Genomic DNA, 25,906 nt, shown 5'->3' with positions numbered 1-25,906 from the left:
TCACGTCCCTCCCTCCCGCTTTTCCTGCACCCAGTGGGCCATCGACATCAGCCGGTTGACCCCGGCGGTGCCGGAAGCTCCGCTGAGCGCGCTGACATGATCGCCGATCTCCGCGCGCCGTCCCTCCGACCACAATCCGGCCCGTTCCCGGAAAAGAACCAACGCCCTGGTTTCATCCGCCGTGAGACCGACCGAAATCGGCACCGATTGCATGGGGGGAGGAGCTGCGATGATGATCTCCGGGGCGGTCTTCGTGTAGACCACCACCGTCCCCGCCGCCAGATCACCCAGCCGTTGGAAACGCCGCGATGCCAGACAGCTCCCCAGGCCGATGCCATACGTGAAGAACGGCATGCCATCGATGAAGCGGAGGAAATTCCGCACCACCGCCTGCCCGAGCGTGATGGGGGAACCGGTGGCCTGCACCACGCGAAGCCCCGCGACACGTTTTCCGGGTGTGGCTCCACGTTTCCCCGCTTCGAAAATCACCGGGTAGAACCAATCCAAAAGAAACCAGGCCAAGAGGAACAATCCCATGGCTACCTTTCCTCCAATGGCAATCCCACTGATGGCCATGGCCAAGGAAATGACCGTGAGGATGGCGCTGCGGATCACCAGATCCACCAGATAGGCTCCCGCCCTGACAAGCGGCCCGGCGATGCGCAGGCGGATCTCGATTCCTTCCGCGAGTTCCACGGTCTGCAGGGTATCCAGTTTCTCCACCACCATTGTGCCGTGCCGAAGTTAGGCGATTTTCGCTGGGCGTAAATGCCGAAAGAACACGCCTCAGGAGAACAGTGCCGTCACCATATCGACGCACTTCGCGCCTGGCATCACGCTCATCTCCATCTGGTTCATCACATAGGCGAAGGAAACACCGGAAAGAGGATCCGCGAAAGCATGACTGCCGCCGGCACCAGGGTGGCCGAAGGCGGCCGTGGACGGGCCATAGAGCTGGCGGATCTTCCGCCCGTCCACATCCACGGGATCCTGTTGGCAACCGCAGGTGAAGACCGTCGGCTTCAGGAGCACCTTGTCATCGGCTGCGCTCCGTGGTCCCGCCAGAGCCCTTCTTATGGACTCCGGGATCGGCCCCGGCATCGAACCGGCAGCGGCTTGATAGAATTTGGCGAGAGCGGATGCGGTGCCGATGCCCCCCATCGCGGGCAGACCGGCCGCCCAGGGTTCGGGATGGTTCATTTCATGGACGGCGTGCAAACCACGCGGGGAGGTGAATGCCCGGCGGGTGAGCGCGCCGGGTGTGTTGAACTCCTTGTAGAAGCCCGCCTCGATGTCCGATGGCGCGGCTTTCCCGGGATACAACTTCGTCACGCGCGGCCATTCCTCCTCCGGCAGCCCGATCCAGAAGTCCAGCCCCAGCGGGACGGCGATGACCTTCCTCCAGTAGCCGCCCAGCGTCATGCCGGTGAGCAGGCGCACGGGATGATCCACCAGCGTGCCGAAGGTACGGGGATGGTAGCCATGCCCCTCCCCCAACTGCCAGGCGGGTTGCTGCGCCTCGATGGCAGCCACCACGGCATCATGGTCCAGCACATCCGCCGCCTGGTCCAGCGCGGGGAGGCCGCATTGGTGGGAGAGCAGGTGAGCGAAAGTCGCATCCGCCAGCGGAAAGCGGTCCCACACCGCGCGGACGGGTGTTTCAGGACCCATCCCATTCGCCTCCAGCGCCATCAGCAGCGTGGCAGCGGCAGGTCCTTTGGTGGCGGAATAGACCGGAACCAGTGTATCCTTGGTCCATGGCCGCAGGTGTTCCTTTTCGCACCATCCCTGCCCTATCGAGAGGCACTCCACCCCATCCCACCAGACACTGACGGACGCGCCGATCTCCCCTCTTTCCCGGAAGTTTCTCTCAAAAACCTCCACCACCTCACCCAAAACCGAAGGAGCCACGGACATGCGGTCAGATCTCGTAGTTCCCACCTTCCTTGGGACCTGCCAACACCGGATTGGTGGACCATTCGTCAATGAGCCTGTAGGCGACCGCGAGCAGCGTAGGGCCGAGGAACAGCCCCACCAACCCGAAGGCCAGCGCCCCGCCGATGACGCCGCAGAAGATCAGCACGAACGGCATCTTGCTCCCTTGGCTGATGATGAGCGGACGCACGACGTTATCGACTCCGCTGATGCCGAAGAAACCCCATATCATCATGAAAATACCCCACCCGGGCCGTCCCTGCGCGAACAACCAGAGCGTGGCGGGAACCCATACGATCGGAGGACCGAAGGGCACCACCGCGAAAAAGAACGTCAGCACTCCGAGCAGGATCGCGCCGGGAACATCGGCGATCCAGAAACCCGTGCCGGCGACGATGGCCTGGATCAGCGCCGTCCCGAGGAAGCCGTAGATGACCCCGCGCACGGTGTCGCCCGCCACTTTCAGGAGGTGCTTGCCGCGGTCACCCGCCAGCCGTTCCACGGCCACCTGCAGCCGGTCCGCGAGCAAGGAAGCGTCCCGCAGGAAGAAAAAGGCGAGGAACGCGCTGATCATCACCTGGGTGACTCCCTGGCCGACCGCCACACCTGCGGTGACGAGGGCTTTCCGCGCCATTCCGAGCGTCTGCCCCAGCAAGACGACCAACCGGGAACTGTCCGGCCTCTCCACGGTGATCTCATCCTCAGGCTCGACCGGCAGTGGCACCGGGATGGTTTCGTCCACCATTTCCTCCTCCTGCCGCGCCCGCTTTTTACGGCTGTCCGCCTCCGCAGCCTTCTCCACGTCCTCCATCCAGCGCTTCCGGTCCTCGCTGAACTCCGTCCAGTAGGCCGCAGCCTCGTCACCGACGATCGGCAGGCGGTGGACCCACGGAGGAGCCTCCTCCGGTGCGGCGAGGAACCATTTCTTCGTTGCACCCGCCAGGTCCTTCCCGTCCTGGACCAGGCTCATGCCGATGAGCACGATGGGTCCCGCCAGGATGACGGTCAGAGTGAGGGTCACCAGGCACGCCGCCAGCGTGCGGGAGCCGCGGAACCAGATGGTGAACCGCCGTTGGAGAGGATACAGCGAATAGGACAGCACGATGGCCCACATCAGGGACGACAGGAATGGCTTCAAAACCACCACGCAGCCGACCAGCAGCAAGAGCAGAGCGAGTCCACCCAACAAAGGTTCGATCTTAAATCCCGTCCGCCGTGCGCCTTGTTCCATCTGACAGCGGAATAGTAGGACCGTCCCCTGTGCCGGGAGAGGAAAAAATGGAGGGATTTATTTCTTTTCTTGGTTTTGGCGGCAATACCCTCACCAGACCCGACATATCCCGTATCGTCAAAGAAACTCGACCTCACGTGCCGGGAGATCATAAAGTGAGGTGATGAAAAAATTCCGACTTATCGCCGCCTCATTGGGTTGTCTGTTTTCTCTGATTCCCCAAGCCGGGGCTGCGAGCGGGAAGTTGGTGGAACTGCGGAAAGAGCGGACCGAGATCAACCGTGCCATCCGCAAGGCCATCCCCGATGCCACGAAGATTGATCCGGAACTGGCAAAACTCCAGAGGGCATCGATTGATGCCAGCAAGGCGCACCTGCAGGCGATGGAAGGGCATCCCGCCCTGAAGGAAGTGAACGCCGAACTGGAAAAGGAGAACAACGCCCTGATCCAGGCGATCACCGCCAAGGACGACGCCGCAAAACAGGCGGTCCAGACAAAGCTCCAGGAACTGCAACACCGCCGCTCCGATGAAGCGGCGAAAATCCCTGAACTCGCAAAACTGGCGGAAGAAAGCAACCAGGCGGGATCCGCCTATTTCACCCGGGAAAAGGAGATTCTCGCCTCACACCCGGAAACCAAGGATCTGGCGGCGCGCCTCGCCAAGATCAATGATGAGATTCAGGCGGAGATGAAGAAATAAGCCCGAATCTGGCGGACCCGCGCGGCCCTTGGATCCAGTCATTCGGAAAACGGCGTGGTGATCTGCCACGCCGTTTTCATTTCATATGTCTTCACAGAATCGACCCCGGCCCGTAGGCGGCGGCTTCCGGACTGGCTTGCTCCAGCTTGCGGACTTCCGCAGCGAAGGCGGCGATCTGGGCCTTTGCGGCGCCGCTTTCGCGGTCGCCTTTCGAGAGGATCGCATCCAGCGCGGCGCGGTCGAGACCGAGGCGGGAGTCCCCGGCGAGGCGCTCGATGAGGTTATTTTTCTCCACCTTGCCGGTGCGCAGGTCGGCGACCGTGGCGACGGCGTGCTCCTTGATCGCCTTGTGCGCGGTCTCGCGGCCGACACCGGCTTTCACGGCTTCCATCATGATGGTGGTGGTCATCAGGAACGGCAGATAGTGCGCGGTCTCCGCGGCGATGACCGCCGGGTAGGCGTCCATCTGATCGAGCACGGTGAGGAAGGTTTCGAAGAGTCCGTCGATGGTGAAGAAGGCGTCCGGCAGCATGACGCGGCGGACCACGGAGCAGGAAACGTCGCCTTCGTTCCATTGGTCCCCTGCCAGACCCGCCGCCATGGCGAGGTGGCCCTTGAGGATGACATGGAAGCCGTTCACGCGCTCACAGGAGCGGGAGTTCATCTTGTGCGGCATGGCGCTGGAGCCGGTCTGGCCCGGAGCGAAGCCCTCGCTGGCGGTTTCATGGCCGGCCATCAGGCGCAGGGTCTTGCAGAGCGAGGACGGTCCGGAAGCGAGGTCCGTGAGGGCGGCAACCACGCGGAAGTCAAGGGACCGCGGGTAGACCTGGCCGACATTCGTCCAGACGGCGGGCATGCCGAGGTGGGCGACGACGCGTTGCTCCAGTTCCGCGACCTTGGCGGCGTCCCCTTCGAACAGGGAAAGCTGGTCCATCTGCGTGCCGACGGCGCCTTTCAGGCCGCGCACGGCGTATCCGGCGATGACGGCATCCAGCGCGGCGAGGGCGGAAAGCAGTTCCTCACCGAACATGGCGACGCGCTTGCCGAGGGTGGTCGGCTGGGCGGCGACGTTGTGGGTGCGGGCGGTCAGGATCAGTTCGCTCCATGCTTCCGAACGCTCACGGAAGCGGCGGAGCGCGGAGACGGTCTTGTCGCGGATGATCAGCAGCGAGCGGAAAACCTGGAGCTGCTCGACGTTTTCCGTGAGATCCCGGGAGGTCATGCCCTTGTGGATCTGCTCATGCCCGGCGAGGTCGTTGAACTCCTCGATGCGGGCCTTCACATCGTGGCGGGTCACGCGCTCCCGCGCCATGATGGAGCCGGGATCCACGCTGTCCTTCGCCTTTTCATAGGCGTCGATCGCTTCCTGCGGGATGTCCAGGCCCAGATCCTTCTGGGCCTTCATCACCGCGATCCAGAATTCGCGTTCGAGGATGATCCGGCCTTCGGCGGACCAGATGGATTGGATGGCGGAGGAAGCGTAGCGTTCGGCGAGGACGTTTGGAATCACGCGCCGAGTCTGGCGGGCCGCTCAGCGGGATTCAAGAGACACTTCATCCGATGTTTCCGGAGCCTTGCGCCCTGTCGTCGCGGACGCCTGCTTCTGGTGACGGTCGATGAACATCATCACCGCGCCGAAGATCATCACGGCCACTACCACCAGGTAGAACACCCAGATGGATCCCTTTCCGGCGGTGAAGCCGTAGTTGTGGAGACCCACTCCGAGGAAATTCACGTGCCACCAGGAGAAGACGACCACGCAGGCGGTGAACAGGGAGGCGAAGTGGAGACCCCACTCCTTGATGTAGCCGCCGAGGCGGGCATGCAGGATGGCCAGCGTCCAGAGAACGATCATCAGCGCGCCATTTTCCTTCGGGTCCCATCCCCAGAAGCGGCCCCAGGAGTAGTTGGCCCAGATGCCACCGAGGACGGTCCCCACCAGCGACAGGAAGAGGGTGAGGCAGATCATGCCATAGACCGCCCGGGTCAGGGAGCGGCGCATGTCCTTTTCCCCGTTGTCCAGCCCCAGACCACGCATGAGGACATAGGCGGACGAAAGGACCGCGGACGCCAGACCGCCGCAGTAGCCCAGAGCGATGGTGATGACATGGGTGGCGAGCCAGAATTTCGAGTCCAGCACGGCCACCAGCGGGTCCATGTGGTCCTTCCCTTCCCCGAGTTCATAACGGCGGGAAAGGATGATGAGCAGGGTGCCAGCGATGGGCGCGAGGCCGAGGGCGAAACGCCGCTTCGTCATCAGCTCCGTGATCAGGCAGAGGAACACCACGACGGCACAGATAAAGATGATGGTGTCGTAAAGGTTGCCGACCGGCGGCCGGCGCATGATGAGGCAGCGTTCGACGATGGCGATGGTGCAAAGCACGCCGCCCGTCGTCGTCAGCAGGCCGGTGAGTCCGGCGAATATTTTGCCCCCGGTGCTGCGGCCGGTGGCCCACATCACCAGCGCGCAGACCATCCCCAGGACGAAGCAGACCATCGTCCAGTAGAACCAGTCGGCACGGTAGTAGTGCGCCTCCAGGCCGATGCGCTTGTATTGCCCACGTTCCTCGGCCCGCTTCACGAAGCGGTCGTGCACGGCGGACAGCTCCTTGCGGAAAGCCTTGTCATCGTCAGGCTCCACGGCGCGGACAAGCTTCTCGATGGCCTTGATGTCCTCGATGGCCGTCTTGGAATCCCCCGCTTCCTGCTGCATCACGGTCCAGATCAAGTTTCCTGCGGTGTTCCAGGTGGTCTGCGACCTTTCGGACGGAGGCACCATGAAGAGGCCGAACTTGGAGAAATTCGCCAGATCCACCACCTGCTGGAGCAGGTTCTGCATCTGCGGGTTCATCGGCAGGCCAGCCTGCTGGTCCTCCGCGAGCTTCCGCTTGATGACGGGAGCGGTGAGCATGATGTCGCTGATGTCCGCGCGGCGGTCCGGCTTTCCATCCACGGCCGTTCCTGCAAGGGTCACTCCGGACCGGGCGAAACTCATGTAGCCGAGGATCGCCTCATAGTTCCGGATGTTGTAGGCCAGCGTGATGGTCTGCTTCTGGACCGGGTCGCGCTTTTCGTCGGCGATCTTCTCGTAGGAAAGCGCCAGCTCGATGATCTTCTCCCGGCCTTTCTCGATGTCCGCGTAGCTGTAGCGGTCACGCTTGCCGCGGATCTTGATGCCCGCGTTGGAGAGGATCTCCGAGTTGTCGATGCCGAAGGTCGGCAGATCTACCGCCAGCTTCGGGCGAAAGATCGAGTCCATCATCCATTCGGTGGGTGAAATGGTGATATTCTTTCCGCTCTTGCCCTTGATCTCCATCGACCGCGCCTGGTGGAGCGACATCATGGTGAAGCCCGCCTGGGAGGACAGCGGCTTGATCCGCCCGCCTTCCTGGACCGGCAGGGTCTCGAAAAGTCTCACGGTTTCGTCGCTCCACGGCACATAGGCAGGGATCTCACGGACCTCGCCCTTCGGGCGGTTGTCCTTGGCGACCTGGAGGAGGACGAGCACGACCGCGCCGAAAGCGAGTCCGGCGGCGATCCAGCGTCCCACGGTGGGTTTTTTCTCAGACATTGCGTTTCTTGGATGTGGTTCCGCCAATGAAGCCGGCAAGTTTCATGATGAAGTGCACCAACAGGCCGAAGGTGACGATGTAGAGGCTGTATTCCGGCCACTTGTCCGCCGGGTTTTTCACGACTTCGAAGACCGAAAACAGCTTGTCTCCCGGTCCCGCGCCATCCGGACCGTAGCTGGCCTGGAAGAAAGTGAGTCCCTCATAGCGCATCGGCTCGTTCATCTCGATGCGGACCTTGGCCTCCGCGCCATTCTCGATGCGGGTGATGTCGCTGATGAATTTGGAAGCCCGCCGGGTTCCCGGGTGGAAGTCCGCGGTGAACTTGTCCAGTCTCACCTCGAAGGGCATCGGCCACAGACGCTTCCTCATGTCGATGGTGAACACCCGGTCGTCCACGCGGACGGTGTAGGGATAGAGGGAGGCGCCGGTGAGGATGAAGGGGGTGGATTTCTCCCCGTTCTTGTAAAGGAGCCTCGCATGGCAGCCGGCCATTTTCCGCTCTTCCTCGACCGCCTTGCCGCCGACCTGCTCTTCCTGTTGTTCCAGGAAGTATCCGTCGAAGACCGGTTCGCCGTTCCGCGGCGCGCGCTCGGTGGCGGCGATCGGGACGGCATAGGGATAGTAGCCGGTGATCTCCAGGTCAAAGGGCATGTCCGGCAGGCGGAAGATGCGGCGGCTCTCGCCCTCCAGCGGCTTGAGGTGCTCGCTGCCGATGACCCGGATGTTCTCCGGCTTGTTGTCCTTGATCTCCGCCGCTTCGATCACCCACTCGAAGTAGTCCTGGGCCACATCGCTCACCTTTCCTTCATGGATGGCCATGTTGCCTCGCCTGGAGAAATGGTCGGTCACTCCACCGCCGATGAGCATAAGGATGATGCCGAAGTGGGAGATGAGCACCCCAGCCTGCTTCCAGCCCTTGCGGATGCGGAGGATGCCACCGAGCAGCAGGTTGAGGGTGAGGAGGGCGCAGACGTAGTAGCCGCCGGGAAGCGGGATGGTCAGCGGGTTGCCGTTCACGCGCGGGTACCAGGTGTTCTCCGGGGAGACCGCGTCCGGCAGGACGTAGAACGCGCGGTAGTCGAAGTATTTCCTCAGCGTGGGATAGAGGCCGTTGTGGATCTGCTCCAGGGTGGCCAGCCAGGTCAGGATGCCCAGCAGGATGAGGAGGACGGTGGCCAGCCCGAGGCTGGACAGGAAGTTGATGACACGCATCCCGGCGTTGCCGGATTTCCGGACGGGCGGGAGCGATTCGGAGGATTCCATCATGGGTTGGCGGGAAAGTTGGATACGGTGCGGAATGCGCGGATCATTCAGCGCCGGTGAGGCGCAGCGAGGAGACGAGCTGCTTGAGTTGGGGTTGGGCGTTGGCGACCTCATCCTTCGGACCGACCATTTTCACGGTGAGGATCTGTCCGTTCACCGAGACGACCACCCCTGCGAGGGCGAAATCGGATTGTGGCGCCGCCCCCATGGCACCGCTGTAGGTCCCTTCCGCGGTGACCCACACGCCATGACCACCGGCGGCATCCGCATGTTCCAGGGCATCCAGCCCGGCCTGGTCAACGTGTTCCTTGGCAAACTCACCCAGCCAGCGGTTGACGTTGTCCAGCACGCTGCCGCCGACCAGGGAGACCCATGCCTCCCCCTTTCCGCTGTCACCGAAACGGTAGTTGAGGCTCCGGAACTGCGTGGCCGCCACGCTGCGCCAGCCTTCCGGGAGATCCGCCTGCACCGGGCTGGGCTTCGTGTCACGGAAGCGTTCGTCGCTGGTCGCAAAGAGCTTGAGCTTCTCGTCCGCGGTGGTGATGCGGCGTGTCTCGGTGACCGTCAGATCCTCGAAGGCCTCCGGCTTCTTGTCGCAGCCGGAAAGGAACAGCAGACCGGCGGACAGGCAGATCGGGACATTTCTCATGCCTGCGGGGTTAGTCTCGCGGGGAAGTCCGTGCAAGAGGAATCCGGCAGGAAGCATCCGCCTGATCGTGGGATGATTCTTTTGAAAGTTATTGGAATAAATCAACGATGCCCCCACTTGCCCTGCCTCCGGCCTTTCCGCTGCCCGTCACCGGATTTTCCAGATCCTCACGTCGTCGATCCAGACGGTGTGGGGGATCAGAAAGCTGAACCATCGTTTCATCGGATGGGCGAAGCCTGCGGAGCGGTGCGTGGCGACGAGGTTGCCGTCGAGCGTCAGACGCATCTCGTCGCCGACGGTGAGGAGGATGAGTTCATGCCACTCCGTGTCCGCCTTGAATGGAACGGTGACACTCTTGGTTTTCAGCAGCGCTTCCAGATCGGCCGGGATCTTTCCCCCCTTCGCCAGAGCTTCGTCCCGGCGGCGGCGGTTCTCCAGGTTCATGATCCCCGTCTTGTGATCCACCAGCGTCACCGTGCCTTGGCGGACAAGACCGTAGCAGAGATGGCCCGCGTGCACGCCTTGGGTCGCGCGGTCCACAAAGCCGAGTTGCAGCACCTCATCCCGATTCATTTCCGGGAAACGGAAGCGAATGACGGCTCCCCCATCCGTGAATCCGGCCTCGTGGTGGATGTGGGCCGCATGGCCCGCTTCCTTCGTCGCGCTGGCCACCTTGAGGATCCCGTCATCCAGATCCGCCTGCTTGATCTCCGGCACGCGATCCGCCGTGGCGCTGTTCCAACCGTTGCCGATCGCCTTGGCCAGATTGCCCTGCTCCTCGCGGTCGAAGGCGTCGTGGAAGACCAAGGTGGCGTGCTTCTCCAGCCAGGCGGTCGAGTCCTGCGCCCGCACCGGGGCCACAAAAAGCGGAATCAGCAGAAGCGGACACAGGATGGAGTTCATGGCGGATGTTCCCGGATGCAGGGACACACGAATTTCAGGATAGTCCGACGAAGGGCAATCCCAAAGCCGGAATTTCAGCGCGCGGCCCGGCGGATTTCCTCGTTGCTCAGGCTGCGGTTGATCATGGCGAATTCGTCGATGCGGCCGTTGAAACTCCGGCTCTCCCCGTACTTGACCCGTTCACCGGGAGGCGCGTCGAAGTTCCCGAGATTCGCAAGACCCAGCCGGACCGGAGTCGGGCGGCTGATGGGGCCGGAGGCGACCTGCTCGCCGTTGACGAAATGCCTCATCACCTTCGCATCGCCATCAATGACGGTGGCGATGTGCATCCAGCGGCCGAGATCCCTCCGCGTCACCACCACGGGACTTTCAAGACGCTCCCATGAGCTGTACTTGAGCTCTTTCGAAGCGCGCATTCCAATGATGATCCGACCGGATTTCCCCAGTTTCCAGTGAAGTTCCCCGACTTCCTCCGGACTCATCGTGAGGAGCGAGCTGTGTTCAAGAAGGATGCTGTCCACGCGCACCCAGGCCATCAGCGTGAGGGAGGGCATACTCCCGGAAGTCCGGAAGCGGACCCGGTCGCTGGTCTTGGTGAAGCCGATGGCACTTTTTCCCGGCCAGCGCCCCGAGAGCGCTTCGCAACCGACCACCGTCCCGGAACTTCCGATGTCCGCCTTGGCCGCCCGGTTGGGAAGGATGGAGCTGCCCGGCTCACGGTTCTCAAAATCGAAATAGACCAGGAGGCCCGGAGTCGAACGGAACGAATCCGACGCCTCCCTCCATGTCTTCCATTGCGCCTCGCTTTCGAGCGCCTCCTCCTTGTAAAGCACGGCGGGATCCATGAACGAACCACGGTCCGCCCTCAGGTTGACCACGGTTCCCTCCCGGATCGCCAATGCGTCCCCCTGCCGGAGTTTGCGCGGGGCGGAGACGGGCACACTTCCCTGGAGCTCCACCTCCCCCTTGAAGACGTGGACCTCGCAATCCCCTGGCTTTCCGACGTTCATGCCGAACTCGGTCCCCCTGTCCACCACCTGGAGATCCGCGCTCACGATGGTGAAGCCTTCCGCGGGGGGCGGCACGTTCGCCGTCAGCTTGCCCTTGTCGAGCCTCATGCGAAACGGAGACAGCAATTCGAGCGAGGCGGGCCCCTCCACGATCACGGTGGCTCCGCTGTAGAAATCCAGGCGGAGGGTCCCCTTTCTGAAATGCAGCCACCCCTTCGGCAGCGGGCTTCCCGCCACCTGGCGCGGAGTGCCGTCACTCCAGTCCACCCCCGTGGTCTGGCCCAGCATCGCGACATCCGCATGCAGTGGATACTTCCGCGGCTGCGCGGAGATCCGGGGTATCTCCGGCGTTTTCTCCAGCACGGTCGCCGGAGGATCTACAGGGCGATGGAAACCCTGCCATGCCAGAAACAGGCAGGCGGCGATACCAGCCCCCGCACAAAGGAGCTTCAGCAACCGCCGCGGTGGCCGGGGCACGGGTGTGACGCTCTCAGGCGGAGATTCCAGCGACATTTCCCTCAACGCCCATTCGCGCGTGAGGCCATGCCAGTTGGTATGATCGAGAAAGATCTCCCTTGCCCGCGATGAGCCGAGCAACATCGCTTCGAACTCCTTTTTCTCGTCCGGCGTCAGCCTTTGGTCGAAATAGGATTCAATGAGGTGGTTCAGTCTGGCTTCGTCGAACATCGGGGATCAAGGCGTGCTGGTGGACATCTTCCGGGTCACACATTCCCTGAGGAAAGCGCGCGCCCGTGAGAGGGTGACATTCACCGATTGAACGGTGCATCCCATGAGATTCGAAATTTCAGGGGGCAGATGGTCGTTCTGGTAACGGAGGATGATCGAACGCCTTGCCTGCGGCGCGAGTTCGGAAAGGCAGGCGGCCAGAAGGCACAGACGTTCGTCCGTCTGGAGGGGGAACTCCCTCTGTTCCGCACCCAACGCTTCGAGAACCTCTTCCGAGAGCGTTTCGAACCGGCCACCGACCGACGTCCGGATCGTCTCCAGTGCCTTGAACCGGGCGATGACTTTGACCCATGCCGGAAAACTCGACCCGAGGGTGAAGCTGCCGGCTTTCCTGGTGATCACCAGAAACACCTCCTGCATCACGTCATCCGCGAGGGAAAAATCCGGAATCATCGAGAGGATGTAACTCCGTATCGCGGGCTGGTGCTGCAGATACAGCCTCTGGACCGCCTCCGTGTGGGCTGCTTCATGGATTTCGGAATTCTCGGACATTTTGCAAAGGCTCTTATCAAGAATGATTCCAGGAGCCGCGAAACTTAGCACGCCAGCCTCATTTTCGTGCGAACTGGCAAAAATTTCGTCCAGTCATGCTAAGTCGGGAGGGGTCGCAACTCATTTTACCATAACGCATGGGAACAATCCATGCCGTCAAAAAACCAAACCCAATGAAAAGAATCCCATCCTTGGCCATCGCGGTCCTGGGCTTGGCCGGCGGACTTTCATCCGCCGCAAATCTCATGCTCGATTTCGGACCGACCGCGGTCGGCTCCGACTACCAGACCCTGAGCCCGGGACACAATTCCGGCACGGTTCCCACCAGCCAGGTGACATGGAACCAGATCAGTTCCACGACCCCGCCGTCCCTGTTCTACGGAGATGGAACCGCGGCAGCCGCGTTAACCCTCACGATGGGGCAGGAAAGCACCCCCGGCAGCAATACGGTCGATTTCTTCACCCCCATCACCAACCAGGCTCTGGCAGGCACCGGAGGAGGCACCGCCGGAAGGCAGAACCTGCTCACCACCGGCTCGATCTATGGCAACAACTCGAGCAGCACCGCGGTTTCCAGGGATGGGTTCTTCGGCGGTGGCACCGGCTCCGTTGGTTCCGCCGTCGGCCTCCGGGTGGACGGACTGGCATCCGGCCAGTACCTGATCTACGTGATGGCGAGAAACACGAACTCCAATGCCAGCCCCGGCGCGGCGATGAACATTTACGCGAATACGGCGGAGGTTTCGGGAGAGAGTGGCGGATCCTTCGATTTCAGCTCCCTGTCGGCGTTCAGCCAGAGCAACATCACCTATGCGACCTCGGGCTACACCGACCAATACACCCATTTTGTGAATGGCGGAAACTATGTGGTGATCGACATCACCATCGCCGACAATACCTCCCTCTTCCTTGCGGTCGATGGCACGGGTTCCGAGAACCGCGGTTTCCTGAACATGGTGCAGATCGTCCAGGTTCCGGAACCGGCGTCCGCATTTCTGGGGGCGGCGGGATTCCTGCTCTTTCTCCGCCGCAGGAAGTGAGACCCGGCGGAAACGGCCCCGGAAGCCATCACATCAATCTACGGTGAGTCCCTCTTGCCCTTGTCCGCTTCCCGGTCTAGAAGCGCGCCGTGGAATCCATCCAGTACCATAACCGCGAAACCGGCGCCCTCGAAACGGAGAAAGTCTACGGAGAATCCTTCCTGCGCTGGGCTTACGGGAACCCGCTGGGACCGCTCGCGCTGAACTCCTTCATCAAGAAGCCGTTCTTCTCCGCGTGGTATGGGAAGCGGATGAGCACGCCGGAGTCGAAGTCCCGCGTCGCGCCTTTCATCGCGGAATACGGGCTGGATCCCGCCGATTTCGCGGAATCCCCGGACGCCTATGGGAGCTTCAACGAGTTTTTCTACCGCAAGCTGAAGCCGGAAGCCCGGCCCATCGACCGGGATGCGAACAGCGTGGTCTTCCCGGCGGACGGCCGGCACCTGGGCTTCCAGAAAGCGTCGGCCATCGAAGGTGTGTTCGTGAAGGGCCAGAAGTTCGATCTACCCGCACTGCTGGGTGACGCCGCGCTGGCGGAGAAGTATGCGGACGGCGCGCTGGTGCTGTCGCGCCTGTGCCCGGTGGATTACCACCGGTTCCACTTCCCCGCCGCGGGCATCCCGTCGGAAACGGTGGTCCTCAACGGCCCCCTGTTCTCCGTCTCCCCCATCGCCCTGCGGAAGAACCTGGGCTACCTGTGGGAGAACAAGCGCACGCTCACCCGGCTGGAGACGCCGAACCTGGGCACCGTGCTGTGCCTGGAGATCGGCGCGACCTGCGTGGGCACCATCGCGCAGACCTTCGCACCGGGCAGTCCGGTGGACAAGGGTGCGGAGAAGGGCTACTTCGCCTTTGGCGGCTCCTCGACGATCACGATTTTCGAGCCGGGTTCCGTGTTGCTGGAGAACGACCTGCGGCACCACTCCGCGAAACAGGTGGAACTCTACGCGAAGATCGGCACCCGCATGGGCTACGCGTCTTGACCTTCGGCCGGAAAGGCGCAGTTTTCATCCGCCCCGACTTTCCATGCCCACCCACCTGAAAACGCTCGAAACCCACGCCCGGAAGGCTCTCGAACCGGCGTTGAACGGACAACTGTCCCCCGCGGAACGGATCTCCCTCTACAAGCGTTTCCTGAAGATCGAGCAACACCGCATCTACCTCCGCCACCGGGCCGGAGCCGGCGGGCTGGAGATCGCCCGCGCCCGGGCCGGGCTGATCGATACGGTGGTCGGCTCCATCTACCAGGCAGCACTGAACAACCGTGGTGGCAGCGAGCTGCCGATGGCGGTGGTGGCGATCGGCGGTTATGGCCGCGGAACGCTCAACCCGCGCTCGGATGTCGATATCCTCTTCCTCCTCCCACGGGCCTCCTCGAAGCTCCCCAAAGCCCAGCAGGAGCTGTTGCAGGAAGTGCTGTATCTCCTGTGGGACGTGGGCTTCAAAGTCGGGCACGCCTGCCGCTCCATCGCCGAGTGCATCCAGGAAGCCGCGAACGACCAGCTCAACAAGACGGCTTTGATCGATGCCCGGTTGGTGGCCGGCGACGCGGGCCTTTTCGCCGAGTTCGAGAAACGCTTCGCCACGGACTGCCTGGACAAGAAGAAGGATGAGTTTTTCGACCTGCGGAGGCAGGACCTCCGCAGCCGCCACCAGAAGTATTCCTACACCGTCTTCCTCCAGGAGCCGAACGTGAAGGAAAGCTGCGGCGGTCTGCGGGACTACCAGAACATCCTCTGGGTTTCCCGTGTGAAGCGGGGGAACTCCGACCTCCGGTCACTGGTGGATGACCGACTGCTGACCTCCACCGCCTACAAGGAAATCGAGGAAGCCTACGATTTCCTGCACCGGGTCCGCAACGAGCTGCACTACCACACCCGCAAGGGCACGGACCAGCTCACCCTCCAGCTCCAGGGCGTGGTCGCCACCTCCTTCCGCTATCCCCAGCGCGGCATCCTGCGCCGGACGGAGGAGTTCATGCGGGACTACTACCGCCACACCCGGAACATCTACCAGCACACCACCTCGCTGATGGAAATCTTCGAGATCGAGCAGGAGCACAAGGCGGACACCCGCCTCACCTCCTTCCTCACCTTCCGGAAGAAAAACCGCGAGGAGTTCGACGGGTTCGTGGCCCGGGATGGCCGGATCTACCCGGAGAACAACGACATTTTCAAGGACGACCCGAACCGGTTGATGCGCCTTTTCCAGCACCTCCAGGTGCGCGGACTGCGCCTCAGTCCGCCGATGCGGAAGCTGGTGAAGGCCCACTGGGAGGACATCGACCGCCCTTTCCGCTACTCGAAGGCGAACCGCCAGACCTTCCAGGCGATCCTGGAGCGGAAAGGCGATGTGGCCCGTGCATTGCGGCGCATGCACCGGGTCGGCGTGCTGGGACGCTATCTGCCGGAGTTCGGTGCCCTGGACTGCCTGGTGCAGCATGAATTTTTCCACCGCTACACTGCGGACGAGCACACGCTCCGCTGCATCGAGGAACTGGACAAGCTGGTCGGTGAGACGAATCCGTCCCGCGCGATCTACAGCCGCCTTTTCCACCAGATCGAGGACGCCTACGGCCTCTACCTCGCCGTGATCCTGCACGACACCGGCCGCGCGGAGAACGTACGCGAGCACATCGACGGATCCGCGATGCTGGCCGCGCGGCTCTGCAACCGCCTCCAGATCCACGGGGAACGCCGCTCCCTCATCATGTATCTGGTGGACAACCACCTCACCTTCTGGCGCACCGCAACCACCCGGAACCTGGAAGATCCGGAGGTGATCGACGAGTTCGCCTCCATCGTCAAAACGCAGTCACGTCTGGATGCCCTGTTCCTTTTCACCTTCGCGGACTCGAACGGCACATCACCGGATTCCTGGAACAGTTGGAAGGAATCGCTGATGCTCCAGCTCTACAAATCCACGACGAACTTCCTGAAAAGCGGCCGCGAGCAGTATTCCAGGCAGCTCGACGAGGACCGGACCGCGCTGCGCGACGAAGTCATCTCCATCATGCGGGAGGACTACCATCCCGATGTGCAGCGGCATTTCGAACGGATGCCCGCCGCCGCTTTCACCTTCCGCCAGCCGCAGCACATCGTCACCCAGGTGCGTACCATCCGCCATTTCCTCCAGCGTGAGGCGGACTCGAACGACCCGAACGCGACGTGCATCAAATGGATCGACCACCCGGACGGCGGTTACACGGAAATCGTGCTCGCCACCTGGGACAAGCCGTTGCTGCTGGAAAAGATCTGTTGTGCCCTCGCCGCGGAACAGATCAACATCCTTTCCGCCGATTTCTTCACCCGCACGGACGGCATCGTGGTCAACATCTTCCGGATCAACACCACCAACTTCGAGCCGGTGTCCGACGCCGGGCTGCGGAGACGATTCCTCGAGACTTTCGAGAAAATCCTCCGTTCGGAAAAGCACGAGCCGGAACTCTACCTGCGGCGCAGGGTGAATTTCCTGAAGCCGCGTCCGGAGCAGGATCTCCCCATCCCGGTCCGCGCCCACGTGACCAACGACGTCCACCCCACCTGCACGACGGTGGAGATCCAGGCACTGGACCGGATCGGCCTGTTGCACGATCTCTTCCACACCATCAACCGCCACGGCCTGAACACGGCCCACGCCCGCATCTGCACGGAAAAGGGTGTAGCGATGGATACCCTCTACATCACGACCCAGAATGGCGAAAAGGTGGGCGATCCGGTGGTGCTCGAGCACCTCCGCGAGGACTTCGCCAAGCTGGTGGAACGCAGCGAGAATGATTGATCCAACCGCGGGAATCCGGAGATCATTTAAGGAATCTTAAGAAAAATGAGAAATCACGGAAGATTCTGCTTGGCATCCGCCAACAAATGATCCAATTTCCGCGCCCGCCCGCTACCGGGCAACCCGAAACTTCTTCTATCATGGCCGTAGCTCTCCGTCTCAACCGCAAGGGAACCAAAGACCGCCCTTATTACAAAATCGTCGCTGTGGACAGCCGCAAGCGCCGCGATGGACGTTATATCGAGCAAGTCGGCACCTATGATCCCCTTCTTGAAGGCGTGAACTACACCATCGACCTGGAGAAGGCTGACAAGTGGCTCGGCGTCGGCGCGAAGCCTTCCGAGACCGTCAACAGCATCATCCGCAAGGCCCGCACCGCCTCCAAGGCGTGATTGGGCGCTGGCATCCGCCGGCATATCCTTCTTACATCAACCGCGTTCCTGAAAGGGATCGCGGTTTTTTCTTTTCGTGACCCCGCATGTCCGGAAACCAGCCACTCATCCGCTTCGACCGGTTCATGGATCGTGCCCTGCATGATCCGGAGACGGGATACTATGCCCGGCGGATCACCGGCGTGGGCCGCGGCGGAGACTTCACCACCGCCCCCACCCTTTCCAAAGCCACTGGAAAGGCAGTGGCCGCGTGGGCGGCCGCGGCGATGAAGGAATGCGGCAGCTTCGATCTGATTGAGATCGGCCCGGGCGAAGGAAAGCTGGCTGCGGCGATGCTGGAGCATCTGCCGTGGTTCACCCGCCTGCGGACGAAGCTGCACCTGGTCGAGACGTCCCGTCCCTTGGCGGAGATCCAGCGGAAACTGCTGGGAAACCGCGCCACCTGGTACCGGACACCCGCAGAGGCTCTGCAAGCCTGTGGCGGCAAGGCGGTCATTTTCTCCAACGAACTGGTGGACGCCTTTCCCTTACGTTGCTTCCAGAAGACGGAAAGTGACTGGAAAGAACTGGCGGTAAGACTGGGGCCACCGGTGGAGGAGGTGCTGCTGGATGTGGACGCCCTGCCTTCATCCTCATCCTTCGCTGTGGGGCATCCTGTCGGCCAGCGGATCGAGGTCCATGAATCCTACCAGCACTGGCTGGCTGGATGGATGCCCCTCTGGAAAGCGGGGCGGATGCTCACCATCGACTACGGCGCGGAAGCGGGCGACCTGTACCACCGCCGCCCCAGAGGTTGCCTCAGGGCCTACCTGCTGCAGCAGCGGCTGGAAGGCCTGGCCATCTACGGAAATCCGGGAAGACAGGATCTCACGGCGGATGTGAACTTCACCGACCTGCGTGACTGGGGGCGGGAGTGGTCAAAGAACACCACCCTCCGGACTTTCGGAGAGTTCCTGGGCCCCTTTCTCGATCCAAGCAAACCGGCGGACGCCTATCTGGCGGACCCCAGCGGCCCGGGCGGGGCGTTCCTGGTGCTGGATCAGGGGAAGTAAGGAGATCGGTAAGGAGGGAGGACACTCCTGTCCTCCGGCGGCATTGGCGAATCATCAAAGATCTACCGCAAAGTCGCAAAGGTTGCTAAAGAGGCGCAAAGAGGAAATGGGATTCCTCAAGTTCGTGGTGATCTGTCTTCCGTTTTCTTCCCTGAAAACTGAACACTGAAAACTTCTCCTCCTTTGTATGCCATTGCAGCCGGAGGACAGGAGTGTCCTCCCTCCTCACCTCCTTGGACCGCGGCCACCCCATCGGCCACCACCCTCCAACATGCGTTGCTTCATGTTGTCCGGGATCGACGCCGAGCTCTGGATGTAGTTCTTCGCCGCGGTCTCATCCTCGCGCATCCAGCGCATGGCGGCCATGCCGACGGTGCGGTTGCGGTCGCCTTCATCCGTGATGGTTTCCGCGAGGGCGATGAGTGTGGAAGGCTCGCTCTTGCGGTCAAACTGGATCATCTCCTGAATCCCGCGGTCGCGGACCGGTCCCTGCGCCAAGCCCTGCACATAGTTCAGGGCGGCGGCATTGTCCGTGGCGGCGAGGTTCTGGATCACCGGACCGATGGATCTTTCCTGCTGTTCCGGAGTCAGCGTGGAAAGTTGTTTGAGGGCTGCCGTGGAATTCTGCTTCGACAGATTCTCCAACACGTTGCGGAGCGCGCGGTTCTTGTCGTCACCGTCCGGCATGGCCTGGGCCTTCGTCCAGGCGAGGTCAGGACTGGTCTGTGAGAGGCCCTCCAATGCGGATGCCATCGCCCGGCCCTGTTCATCCGCCGGCAGGGAGCGGACCCAGGTTTCCGCCTCGGCGAAGTTCTTCGCTCCGTAGCTGCGGGCAATGGATGAGTAGGCATCCCCCCGTTCCGCCGGATCCATCGACCCGGCCATCTCGGCCGCCTTCTTGGGATCGTTCATGGCCACCTCCCGGATGACGGAGGTCATGGCGCGGTTCTTGTCCCCACCGGGCAGCGAACTTGCCCAGGCGAGCGCGGCCTGGGGATCCTGCTTGGCCCATTCGGCCGCGATCATGGAGGCACCGTTGCCACCACCCGGACCAGGCCCGCCCATCATGGCGAACTCCCGCGGGTTCTCGTTGTAATACTTCGCCGCGTTCTCCGGGTCCACGCTGGCCCAGCTCTGGAGAATCGTGGGACGGACGAAACCAGCGGCGAAGCCCATGGTGTTCGCGTGCGCCATGGCGGCGGTCGGATCCACCTCCGCCCAGCGTCCGAAAAGGAGGAAAGACGCCATGATGCGTTCGCTCATCGGCATGCCTTCCAGTTTCTTGGCCTCCTCGGCCAGTTGCTCTGGGGAAAGACCGGAGTAGAAATCGAGGAGATTTTTGATGCGGGCGGAGTGCCCGGGGGTGTTGATCGCGTCTTCCAGATTCTTCATCCGGGCGGCTCCACGGCTGTTCTCATCCCCGGCGTCGATGGCACGTTGCGAGGCCCTTGCCCTCTGGCCGGCCTCTGATGCGGCGGCACCCGCGTTGTCCGGGGAGCTGGAGCCCTTGCCGGTGATGAAGCCACCGGCGGCTCCCAGTGCGAGGGCGGCGGCAGGGAGAATCCATGGGTTTTTCATAGTGATTTTGATGATCCTTCCAGTGAAACCGGCAGGGTTCAACAAAGTTGCGGAAAATTTCACCTTACGCGATGCCGGGTGACGGAACCACTTGAAATGCGGGAGGTTTGGGGATTGGATATCTCCGTCAATCCCCCCTGACGCCAATGATGGAAAGCTTCCAGAAGCCCCACCACGTTCTTTTCGTGTGCATGGGCAACATATGCCGTTCCCCCGCAGCAGAGATCATTTTCCGGAAACTCGCGTCCGACGCGGGACGTGCCGGTGAATTCGAGATCGATTCCGCAGGGACGATCAGCCATCACCACGGCTCCCCGCCGGATGAGCGGATGGCCGCCACCCTGCAACGCCGCGGCTATACCGTCAGCGGACGGGCACGCCGGATCAGCACCCGCGATCTGGAGAAATTCGACCTGATCCTGACCATGGATGAGGACAATCTCGCTGCGGTGCAGCGGCTCGACCTGAACAACACCCATCACCACAAGATCCGTCCGTTTGTCGAATTCTGCAGCCACGGGATGGATCTCCGGGTTCCGGACCCCTACTACGGCGGCCAGCGCGGCTTCGATCTCGTGATGAATCTGCTGGAGGATGGTTGCCAGGGGATCCTGGAGCATTTCGCCCCGGTCAAAATGGCGGGTTGAGATTGCCCGCGGCAGGGCACCGGGGTACACCTGCCCCCAGATGTCACATCAAGGAAGAATCCGTCCGCTGCTCGCCACGGCCCGCATCGCGAATGTGCCGAGCGTGGCCAGCAACGTGTGGGTGGGCATCGCCATCGGCTCGATCGTCCAGCGGTGGGAGCATGGCGGCCAGCCTGTCTGGCTGCACGCGGTCCTGCTGATCCTTGCGGGCGTCTTCCTCTATATTGGAGGGAACTTCCTAAACGACTGGCACGACCGGGACTGGGACGCGAAAAACCGTCCGGAACGCGCGCTCCCGGCCGGGCTTTTCTCCCCTGCCACCTATTTGCTGATCGCGCTTCTGTGCGGAGCCGCCGGTCTGGTGCTTGCCCTCCTGGTGAGCTGGAAGTGCGCGGTGGTCGCGGCATTGATCATCCTTCTGATTGTCATCTACACCCGCTGGCACAAAAAGGCCGCCTGGGCGGTCATCCCGATGGGACTGTGCCGCGCGCTCCTGCCGGTCATGGGGTTCGTGGGCTTCGCGGTCATCGTCCGCTTCCGTCTCACTCCGGAGTTCGGGCTGCCACCGCCATCGATGTTCATCACCTACCACGCAGCGGCGTTGCTCATCTACATCGCCGGACTTTCACTGGGCGCCCGCCATGAATCATCCCCCCACCCGTCCGCAGCGGCGCTGGCGGTCTCCAAGGCAGCGCTGGTATTCTCCGGCCTGCTCGCGGCGGCGTTGTGGATCTTCCTCAGTGTGAAGGCAGGGATCATCGGATTCCTTCCATTCGCCGTATGGATGCTGGTCTGCCTGACGAGGTACCGCCGCCCCATCCCCGTCCATGTTTCCGCGCTGCTGGCGGGCATCCCGCTCATCGACTGGATCGCACTGCTGGCCTACTGCCTGTTGATGCCTCCCCTGTCCTACCCGCCGGCGATCCAGCCCTATGTGATTGCCTGCCTCATCATCCCGCCGCTTGCATTCACCGCCGGCAGGTTGTTGCAACGCCTCGCGCCCGCCACCTGATTTCCATCATGACCATCACCGAGAAACAGAACGAACTCCTCGAGGAACTTGGATTTTTCCAAGACTGGACCGAACGCTACGAATACGTGATCGGCCTCGGCAAGAAACTCGCGCCGATGCCCGAGGAAGCGAAGGACGCGGAGCATCTCATCAAGGGCTGCCAGTCCCAGGTGTGGCTGGACGCCCATATGGATGGTGGAAAGGTGCGCTACCTGGCGGATTCCGACTCCCTCATCACGAAAGGCATGATCGCTCTCTTCGTCCGGGTCCTCGATGACGAGACCCCGGATGCCATCCTGACCGCGGACATGTCCTTCATCGACCGCACCGGCCTGAAGGAACACCTCGCGCCGACCCGCGCGAACGCGCTCAACCTCATGGCCACCCAGATGAAGCAGCGGGCGCTGCAACTCTCCACCAACCTCTGATCCCCATCACCCCATGTTCGATTGGTTCAATGATCCCACCGCTTGGGCAGCACTGCTGACGCTGACGCTGCTTGAGATCGTCCTCGGTATCGACAACATTGTCTTCATCTCCATCCTCGTGGACCGGTTGCCGGAGTCCATGCGGAAGAAGGCGCGGTTCATCGGCCTCGCGCTGGCGATGATCATGCGGCTGCTGCTGCTCTTCACCCTCAAATGGATCATGGGCTTGGTCGATCCGGTGTTTCACATCCCGATCCATCCTGCGCTGCACGATCCGCTCTTCGGCCCGGATGTCACCACCAAGCTCATCGCCTCGGCCGGCATGCTGGGTATCTCCATCAAGGATCTCATTCTTCTCGGCGGCGGCTTCTTCCTGATCTGGAAGTCCACCAAGGAAATCCACCACAAGTTCGAAGGCGACGAGGAGAGTGCCGGTTCCATCAAGAAGGCCGCCAGTTTCGGAGCGGTGCTCGTGCAGATCGCGCTGATCGATATCATCTTCTCGCTGGATTCCGTGATCACTGCGGTTGGCATGGCCAAGGATCTTTCCGTCATGGCGCTGGCGGTCATCATCTCGGTGGCGGTGATGATGCTGTCGTCCGGAGCGATCAGTGCCTTTGTCTCGAAGCACCCTTCCGTGAAGATGCTCGCGCTGTCCTTCCTCATCCTCATTGGCACGGCGCTGATGGCGGAGGGCCTCCACTTCCACATCCCGAAAGGCTACATCTACTTCGCCATGGCCTTCTCCCTGGGAGTGGAAATGCTCAACCTGAAGCTCCGCAGCAAGGGGGGATCGACCCCATCACCGAACATCTGAACCATGTCCACCAGCCCCATCCGCCTCCTGCTCCCCGCGCCGCTCTCCTTCGGACCGGGAAAGGCGGAGTTGCTGGAACACATCTCCCGCACCGGCAGCCTCCAGGCTGCGGCAGCGGCCATGGACATGTCCTACATGAAGGCATGGAGGATGGTGAAGGGATTGAACGCCATGTTCAGCAGCCCGCTCGTCACCATGCAACGCGGGGGCAAGGACCAGGGTGGAGCTGGACTCACTCCCGCGGGCCACGAAGTGCTGACCCTCTACCATGAAGCGGTGGCAACGGCGGAGGCGGCGCTGGAACCGGTGTTGGTCCGAATGAACTCCCTGCTTGCACCCCATGATGCGGATTCATCCGGATCGACCGGTTAGAGGCTCGTTATATTTTGCAAAGTATATCGGAATCTTATTGGATCGCCGCCGATGAAATTCCGCCGGCTGCCCTTTTTTCCATCCGCTTACCCCATCCAGTCCCGTTTCACCGGAAGCTTCGCCCTGGCAGCGGCCGGGTTCATGATCATCCTGCCATGTCCGGCGCAGGCGCGGGAGGAAACCGCCGATCCAAAAAGCCATGAAAAGGAGGAGAAGCCCGCCATCCCACCCGCCACAGCCGGGAATGCAGCGGATCGCTTCGAACTCGGCCAGCTCACCGTCTACGGGAAACGGCACAGCGGGGGCATGAGCGGCCGCGCCCTGTCCCAGAGCGTGGTCACTTCGGAGGATATCCGCATCCAGAACCGCAATACATTGGACGACGCGCTGCGGACCACCCCTGGTGTGCAATCATCGAATTCCGGAGGTGCCCGGAATGAGCGGATGATCTACGTGCGGGGCTTCGAGCGCTGGCAGGTGCCGCTTTCCATCGATGGCGTGCGCATCTACCTCCCCGCCGACAACCGCCTGGACTACGGCCGTTTCCTGACGCCGGATCTCTCGGAGATTCAGATCCACAAGGGCCATGCTTCGGTGCTGGATGGACCGGGCGGCATGGGCGGCGCCATCAACCTCGTCACCCGCAAGCCCACCCGTGAGTTCGAGGGCGAACTGCGCTCAAGCACCGAGTTCGGAAACACGGGTGATCCCGCCACCTACACCCTTTTCGGCTCCGCCGGCAAGAGGCAGGAACTTTTCTACCTGCAGGCGAGCGCCTCCCTGCGGGACAGCGACGGATACTATCTCTCACGCGACTACGATCCACGGAACGTCGGAGCGGGCGGTCCCGTACAAGGCAAGGGCAAACGGGATTTCAGCGAGGTGAAGGATTGGCGGGTGAACATCAAGGCAGGACTGACACCGAACGCCACCGATGAATACGCGGTCAGCTATACCTTTCAGGAAGGCGAGAAGTTCGCCCCCTATCATGTCAGGCAGCCGGTCCGCGGCATCACTCCCGGTCCGCTGCCAGCCGGAACATCCTACCAACAGGACTGGACATGGCCGCAGTGGAACATCTCCACCACCTCCTTCAACTCCCACACGCAGATCGGCGGGGACTCCTACGTGAAGTCCAGGATCTACTACAACACCTTCGAAAACCTGCTCTCCACCTTCGATGACCGGAGATTGGCCACACAGGCAACGAACCGCGCGTTCGACAGCTACTACGATGACTTCGCCTACGGCTTCAGCCTGGAAGGCGGCACGGAGCTGATCCCGATGAACACGCTCAAGACCGCCGTCCACTACCGGAGGGACGCCCACCGGCGCTGGCAGCACAACTCGCCGGGCCTCACCCCCGCCAATATATCGCCCTTCCAGCGCAGGACGGAGGACACCTGGTCGGTCGCCGTCGAGGACACGTTCCACGCCACGGACAACCTGGATCTCGTCGCGGGTGCCAGCTATGACTGGTACGAAACCCAGGAGGCGGAGTTTTTCAACTCCGGCGTTTTCGGAGAATATCCGCTCTTCGACAATGACGCCTTCAACTGGCAGTTGGCGGCGATCTGGCGCCCCACCGACATCACCGAACTCTACGCGGGCGTCTCCAACCGCACGCGCTTCCCGAACCTGTTCGAACGTTACAGCACCCGCATGGGTGATGCGGTACCCAACCCAGACCTGAAGCCGGAAAGGGCGGTCAACTACCAGATCGGCGGAACCCACGAGCTTCTCGACGGAGCGATGCGGATCGGCGGCGCGGTATTCTACAGTGACATCAAGGACGCCATCCAACCGATCTCCATCGGCGCCCCTCTGGTGCAGAACCAAAACGTTGGAAGAGGAGAAACCCATGGCTTCGAGGTTTCCGGCGAATGGGATGTGATGCCGGCACTGACGCTGGGCGGCAACTACACCTACCTCCACCGGAGCGTCGATGATCCGCAGCGCCCGAATCTGAAGCCGGTGGGGACTCCGGAGCAACTGGCCTACCTCTACGTCCGCTGGCGTCCCCTCCAGAAACTCACCATCACCCCCAGCGTGGAGCTATCGGACTCAAGCTGGTCGACGAACCGGTTCGAGGATACGTTCACGCGTGTTTCCGGCTACAGCATCATCAACCTCAACGTGGAGTATGAGATCAACAGCCACACCTCCGTCTCCGTGGGGATCCGCAATCTCTCCGACAAGCACTACGAGCTGGCGGATGGATATCCCGAGCCGGGACGCACCTTCCATCTGGCCACCCGGATCACGTTCTGAATTCCATCCATCGCC

The 25,906-nt window shown here is 62.2% G+C and carries 23 protein-coding genes; 12 read left to right on the top strand and 11 right to left on the bottom strand.

The window, feature by feature from the left end; genetic code table 11:
• Genes OVA24_RS12170 through OVA24_RS12160 form a run of 3 tightly spaced genes read right to left on the bottom strand, consistent with a single transcriptional unit; the run spans window position 1 to window position 3,166 of the window.
• Window positions 1–729, bottom strand: a complete 729-nt coding sequence (locus OVA24_RS12170; RefSeq protein WP_267670083.1) for an RDD family protein — start codon at window positions 727–729, stop codon at window positions 1–3.
• Between the two features lie 57 nt (window positions 730–786).
• On the bottom strand, window positions 787–1,917 hold the full coding sequence (locus OVA24_RS12165; protein WP_267670082.1) for a serine hydrolase domain-containing protein: 1,131 nt from the start codon (window positions 1,915–1,917) through the stop codon (window positions 787–789).
• Window positions 1,918–1,921: 4 nt separating this feature from the next.
• Window positions 1,922–3,166, bottom strand: a complete 1,245-nt coding sequence (locus OVA24_RS12160) for an AI-2E family transporter (RefSeq protein ID WP_267670080.1) — start codon at window positions 3,164–3,166, stop codon at window positions 1,922–1,924.
• Window positions 3,167–3,329: 163 nt separating this feature from the next.
• Here OVA24_RS12160 and OVA24_RS12155 point away from each other — a divergent pair, with 163 nt between their 5' ends.
• The gene (locus OVA24_RS12155; protein WP_267670079.1) at window positions 3,330–3,866 is read left to right on the top strand and encodes a hypothetical protein; all 537 of its coding nucleotides are present in this window, start codon (window positions 3,330–3,332) and stop codon (window positions 3,864–3,866) included.
• 91 nt (window positions 3,867–3,957) lie between these two features.
• On the opposite strand, the gene purB is transcribed toward OVA24_RS12155, so the two are convergent.
• The 7 genes from purB to OVA24_RS12120 form a co-directional block, all read right to left on the bottom strand.
• Window positions 3,958–5,376 (bottom strand): adenylosuccinate lyase, encoded by a 1,419-nt coding sequence (gene purB / locus OVA24_RS12150; protein WP_267670078.1) that lies wholly within the window; start codon window positions 5,374–5,376, stop codon window positions 3,958–3,960.
• Between the two features lie 21 nt (window positions 5,377–5,397).
• Entirely contained in the window at window positions 5,398–7,437 is a 2,040-nt protein-coding gene (gene ccsA, locus OVA24_RS12145) for a cytochrome c biogenesis protein (RefSeq protein WP_267670077.1), read from the bottom strand.
• On the bottom strand, window positions 7,430–8,704 hold the full coding sequence (locus OVA24_RS12140; protein ID WP_267670076.1) for a cytochrome c biogenesis ResB family protein: 1,275 nt from the start codon (window positions 8,702–8,704) through the stop codon (window positions 7,430–7,432). Before OVA24_RS12140 ends, ccsA begins: the two co-directional genes overlap by 8 nt.
• A 40-nt stretch (window positions 8,705–8,744) precedes the next feature.
• Window positions 8,745–9,350 (bottom strand): hypothetical protein, encoded by a 606-nt coding sequence (locus OVA24_RS12135; protein ID WP_267670075.1) that lies wholly within the window; start codon window positions 9,348–9,350, stop codon window positions 8,745–8,747.
• 147 nt (window positions 9,351–9,497) lie between these two features.
• Entirely contained in the window at window positions 9,498–10,253 is a 756-nt protein-coding gene (locus OVA24_RS12130) for a hypothetical protein (protein WP_267670074.1), read from the bottom strand.
• 74 nt (window positions 10,254–10,327) lie between these two features.
• Window positions 10,328–11,950, bottom strand: a complete 1,623-nt coding sequence (locus tag OVA24_RS12125) for a LamG-like jellyroll fold domain-containing protein (protein ID WP_267670073.1) — start codon at window positions 11,948–11,950, stop codon at window positions 10,328–10,330.
• Window positions 11,951–11,956: 6 nt separating this feature from the next.
• Window positions 11,957–12,502, bottom strand: a complete 546-nt coding sequence (locus tag OVA24_RS12120; RefSeq protein ID WP_267670071.1) for a sigma-70 family RNA polymerase sigma factor — start codon at window positions 12,500–12,502, stop codon at window positions 11,957–11,959.
• Window positions 12,503–12,675: 173 nt separating this feature from the next.
• Here OVA24_RS12120 and OVA24_RS12115 point away from each other — a divergent pair, with 173 nt between their 5' ends.
• The 5 genes from OVA24_RS12115 to OVA24_RS12095 all read left to right on the top strand — a co-directional run bounded on the left by OVA24_RS12115 (window position 12,676) and on the right by OVA24_RS12095 (window position 18,766).
• Window positions 12,676–13,542 carry a hypothetical protein gene (locus OVA24_RS12115; RefSeq protein ID WP_267670070.1) on the top strand — a complete coding sequence of 289 codons (867 nt, stop codon included), beginning with the start codon at window positions 12,676–12,678 and terminating at the stop codon, window positions 13,540–13,542.
• A gap of 89 nt (window positions 13,543–13,631) precedes the next feature.
• Window positions 13,632–14,525, top strand: coding sequence for a phosphatidylserine decarboxylase (locus OVA24_RS12110; protein ID WP_267670069.1), 894 nt, complete (start codon window positions 13,632–13,634; stop codon window positions 14,523–14,525).
• Window positions 14,526–14,568: 43 nt separating this feature from the next.
• Window positions 14,569–17,322, top strand: coding sequence for a [protein-PII] uridylyltransferase (gene glnD / locus OVA24_RS12105; RefSeq protein WP_267670068.1), 2,754 nt, complete (start codon window positions 14,569–14,571; stop codon window positions 17,320–17,322).
• A 140-nt stretch (window positions 17,323–17,462) separates the two neighbouring features.
• Window positions 17,463–17,714, top strand: coding sequence for a 30S ribosomal protein S16 (rpsP, locus tag OVA24_RS12100; RefSeq protein ID WP_267670066.1), 252 nt, complete (start codon window positions 17,463–17,465; stop codon window positions 17,712–17,714).
• Window positions 17,715–17,800: 86 nt separating this feature from the next.
• Complete coding sequence (locus tag OVA24_RS12095; protein ID WP_267670065.1) at window positions 17,801–18,766, top strand: SAM-dependent methyltransferase; 966 nt, start codon at window positions 17,801–17,803, stop codon at window positions 18,764–18,766.
• A gap of 225 nt (window positions 18,767–18,991) precedes the next feature.
• On the opposite strand, the gene OVA24_RS12090 is transcribed toward OVA24_RS12095, so the two are convergent.
• Window positions 18,992–20,344, bottom strand: coding sequence for a hypothetical protein (locus tag OVA24_RS12090; RefSeq protein WP_267670064.1), 1,353 nt, complete (start codon window positions 20,342–20,344; stop codon window positions 18,992–18,994).
• A 146-nt stretch (window positions 20,345–20,490) separates the two neighbouring features.
• Between OVA24_RS12090 and OVA24_RS12085 the strand changes: the two genes are divergently transcribed.
• Genes OVA24_RS12085 through OVA24_RS12060 form a run of 6 tightly spaced genes read left to right on the top strand, consistent with a single transcriptional unit; the run spans window position 20,491 to window position 25,891 of the window.
• On the top strand, window positions 20,491–20,991 hold the full coding sequence (locus tag OVA24_RS12085; RefSeq protein WP_267670063.1) for a low molecular weight protein-tyrosine-phosphatase: 501 nt from the start codon (window positions 20,491–20,493) through the stop codon (window positions 20,989–20,991).
• Window positions 20,992–21,031: 40 nt separating this feature from the next.
• Window positions 21,032–22,003 carry a UbiA family prenyltransferase gene (locus OVA24_RS12080; RefSeq protein WP_267670062.1) on the top strand — a complete coding sequence of 324 codons (972 nt, stop codon included), beginning with the start codon at window positions 21,032–21,034 and terminating at the stop codon, window positions 22,001–22,003.
• 8 nt (window positions 22,004–22,011) lie between these two features.
• The gene (locus OVA24_RS12075; protein WP_267670061.1) at window positions 22,012–22,431 is read left to right on the top strand and encodes a SufE family protein; all 420 of its coding nucleotides are present in this window, start codon (window positions 22,012–22,014) and stop codon (window positions 22,429–22,431) included.
• Window positions 22,432–22,444: 13 nt separating this feature from the next.
• Window positions 22,445–23,248, top strand: coding sequence for a TerC family protein (locus OVA24_RS12070; RefSeq protein ID WP_267670060.1), 804 nt, complete (start codon window positions 22,445–22,447; stop codon window positions 23,246–23,248).
• 3 nt (window positions 23,249–23,251) lie between these two features.
• Entirely contained in the window at window positions 23,252–23,620 is a 369-nt protein-coding gene (locus OVA24_RS12065) for a winged helix-turn-helix domain-containing protein (protein WP_267670059.1), read from the top strand.
• Between the two features lie 51 nt (window positions 23,621–23,671).
• The gene (locus OVA24_RS12060) at window positions 23,672–25,891 is read left to right on the top strand and encodes a TonB-dependent receptor plug domain-containing protein (RefSeq protein ID WP_267670058.1); all 2,220 of its coding nucleotides are present in this window, start codon (window positions 23,672–23,674) and stop codon (window positions 25,889–25,891) included.
• Window positions 25,892–25,906 lie beyond the last annotated feature (15 nt).

This window comes from Luteolibacter sp. SL250 (genome assembly GCF_026625605.1).
GTDB lineage: Bacteria > Verrucomicrobiota > Verrucomicrobiia > Verrucomicrobiales > Akkermansiaceae > Luteolibacter.
Note: the sequence above shows the minus strand (reverse complement) of the source record. Positions and strands in the feature narration are given on the sequence as shown.

What these genes read in the sequence shown, in the direction of transcription:
- OVA24_RS12155 (WP_267670079.1), top strand. Translation starts at nt 3,330, where the DNA reads ATGAAAAAATTCCGACTTATCGCCGCCTCATTGGGTTGTCTGTTTTCT.
- rpsP (WP_267670066.1), top strand. Translation starts at nt 17,463, where the DNA reads ATGGCCGTAGCTCTCCGTCTCAACCGCAAGGGAACCAAAGACCGCCCT.
- OVA24_RS12115 (WP_267670070.1), top strand. Translation starts at nt 12,676, where the DNA reads ATGAAAAGAATCCCATCCTTGGCCATCGCGGTCCTGGGCTTGGCCGGC.
- OVA24_RS12060 (WP_267670058.1), top strand. Translation starts at nt 23,672, where the DNA reads ATGAAATTCCGCCGGCTGCCCTTTTTTCCATCCGCTTACCCCATCCAG.
- OVA24_RS12160 (WP_267670080.1), bottom strand. Translation starts at nt 3,166, where the DNA reads ATGGAACAAGGCGCACGGCGGACGGGATTTAAGATCGAACCTTTGTTG.
- OVA24_RS12095 (WP_267670065.1), top strand. Translation starts at nt 17,801, where the DNA reads ATGTCCGGAAACCAGCCACTCATCCGCTTCGACCGGTTCATGGATCGT.
- OVA24_RS12080 (WP_267670062.1), top strand. Translation starts at nt 21,032, where the DNA reads ATGTCACATCAAGGAAGAATCCGTCCGCTGCTCGCCACGGCCCGCATC.
- OVA24_RS12135 (WP_267670075.1), bottom strand. Translation starts at nt 9,350, where the DNA reads ATGAGAAATGTCCCGATCTGCCTGTCCGCCGGTCTGCTGTTCCTTTCC.
- OVA24_RS12070 (WP_267670060.1), top strand. Translation starts at nt 22,445, where the DNA reads ATGTTCGATTGGTTCAATGATCCCACCGCTTGGGCAGCACTGCTGACG.
- OVA24_RS12090 (WP_267670064.1), bottom strand. Translation starts at nt 20,344, where the DNA reads ATGAAAAACCCATGGATTCTCCCTGCCGCCGCCCTCGCACTGGGAGCC.
- OVA24_RS12130 (WP_267670074.1), bottom strand. Translation starts at nt 10,253, where the DNA reads ATGAACTCCATCCTGTGTCCGCTTCTGCTGATTCCGCTTTTTGTGGCC.
- ccsA (WP_267670077.1), bottom strand. Translation starts at nt 7,437, where the DNA reads ATGTCTGAGAAAAAACCCACCGTGGGACGCTGGATCGCCGCCGGACTC.
- OVA24_RS12085 (WP_267670063.1), top strand. Translation starts at nt 20,491, where the DNA reads ATGATGGAAAGCTTCCAGAAGCCCCACCACGTTCTTTTCGTGTGCATG.
- OVA24_RS12170 (WP_267670083.1), bottom strand. Translation starts at nt 729, where the DNA reads ATGGTGGTGGAGAAACTGGATACCCTGCAGACCGTGGAACTCGCGGAA.
- OVA24_RS12120 (WP_267670071.1), bottom strand. Translation starts at nt 12,502, where the DNA reads ATGTCCGAGAATTCCGAAATCCATGAAGCAGCCCACACGGAGGCGGTC.
- glnD (WP_267670068.1), top strand. Translation starts at nt 14,569, where the DNA reads ATGCCCACCCACCTGAAAACGCTCGAAACCCACGCCCGGAAGGCTCTC.
- OVA24_RS12125 (WP_267670073.1), bottom strand. Translation starts at nt 11,950, where the DNA reads ATGTTCGACGAAGCCAGACTGAACCACCTCATTGAATCCTATTTCGAC.
- OVA24_RS12165 (WP_267670082.1), bottom strand. Translation starts at nt 1,917, where the DNA reads ATGTCCGTGGCTCCTTCGGTTTTGGGTGAGGTGGTGGAGGTTTTTGAG.
- OVA24_RS12075 (WP_267670061.1), top strand. Translation starts at nt 22,012, where the DNA reads ATGACCATCACCGAGAAACAGAACGAACTCCTCGAGGAACTTGGATTT.
- OVA24_RS12065 (WP_267670059.1), top strand. Translation starts at nt 23,252, where the DNA reads ATGTCCACCAGCCCCATCCGCCTCCTGCTCCCCGCGCCGCTCTCCTTC.
- OVA24_RS12140 (WP_267670076.1), bottom strand. Translation starts at nt 8,704, where the DNA reads ATGATGGAATCCTCCGAATCGCTCCCGCCCGTCCGGAAATCCGGCAAC.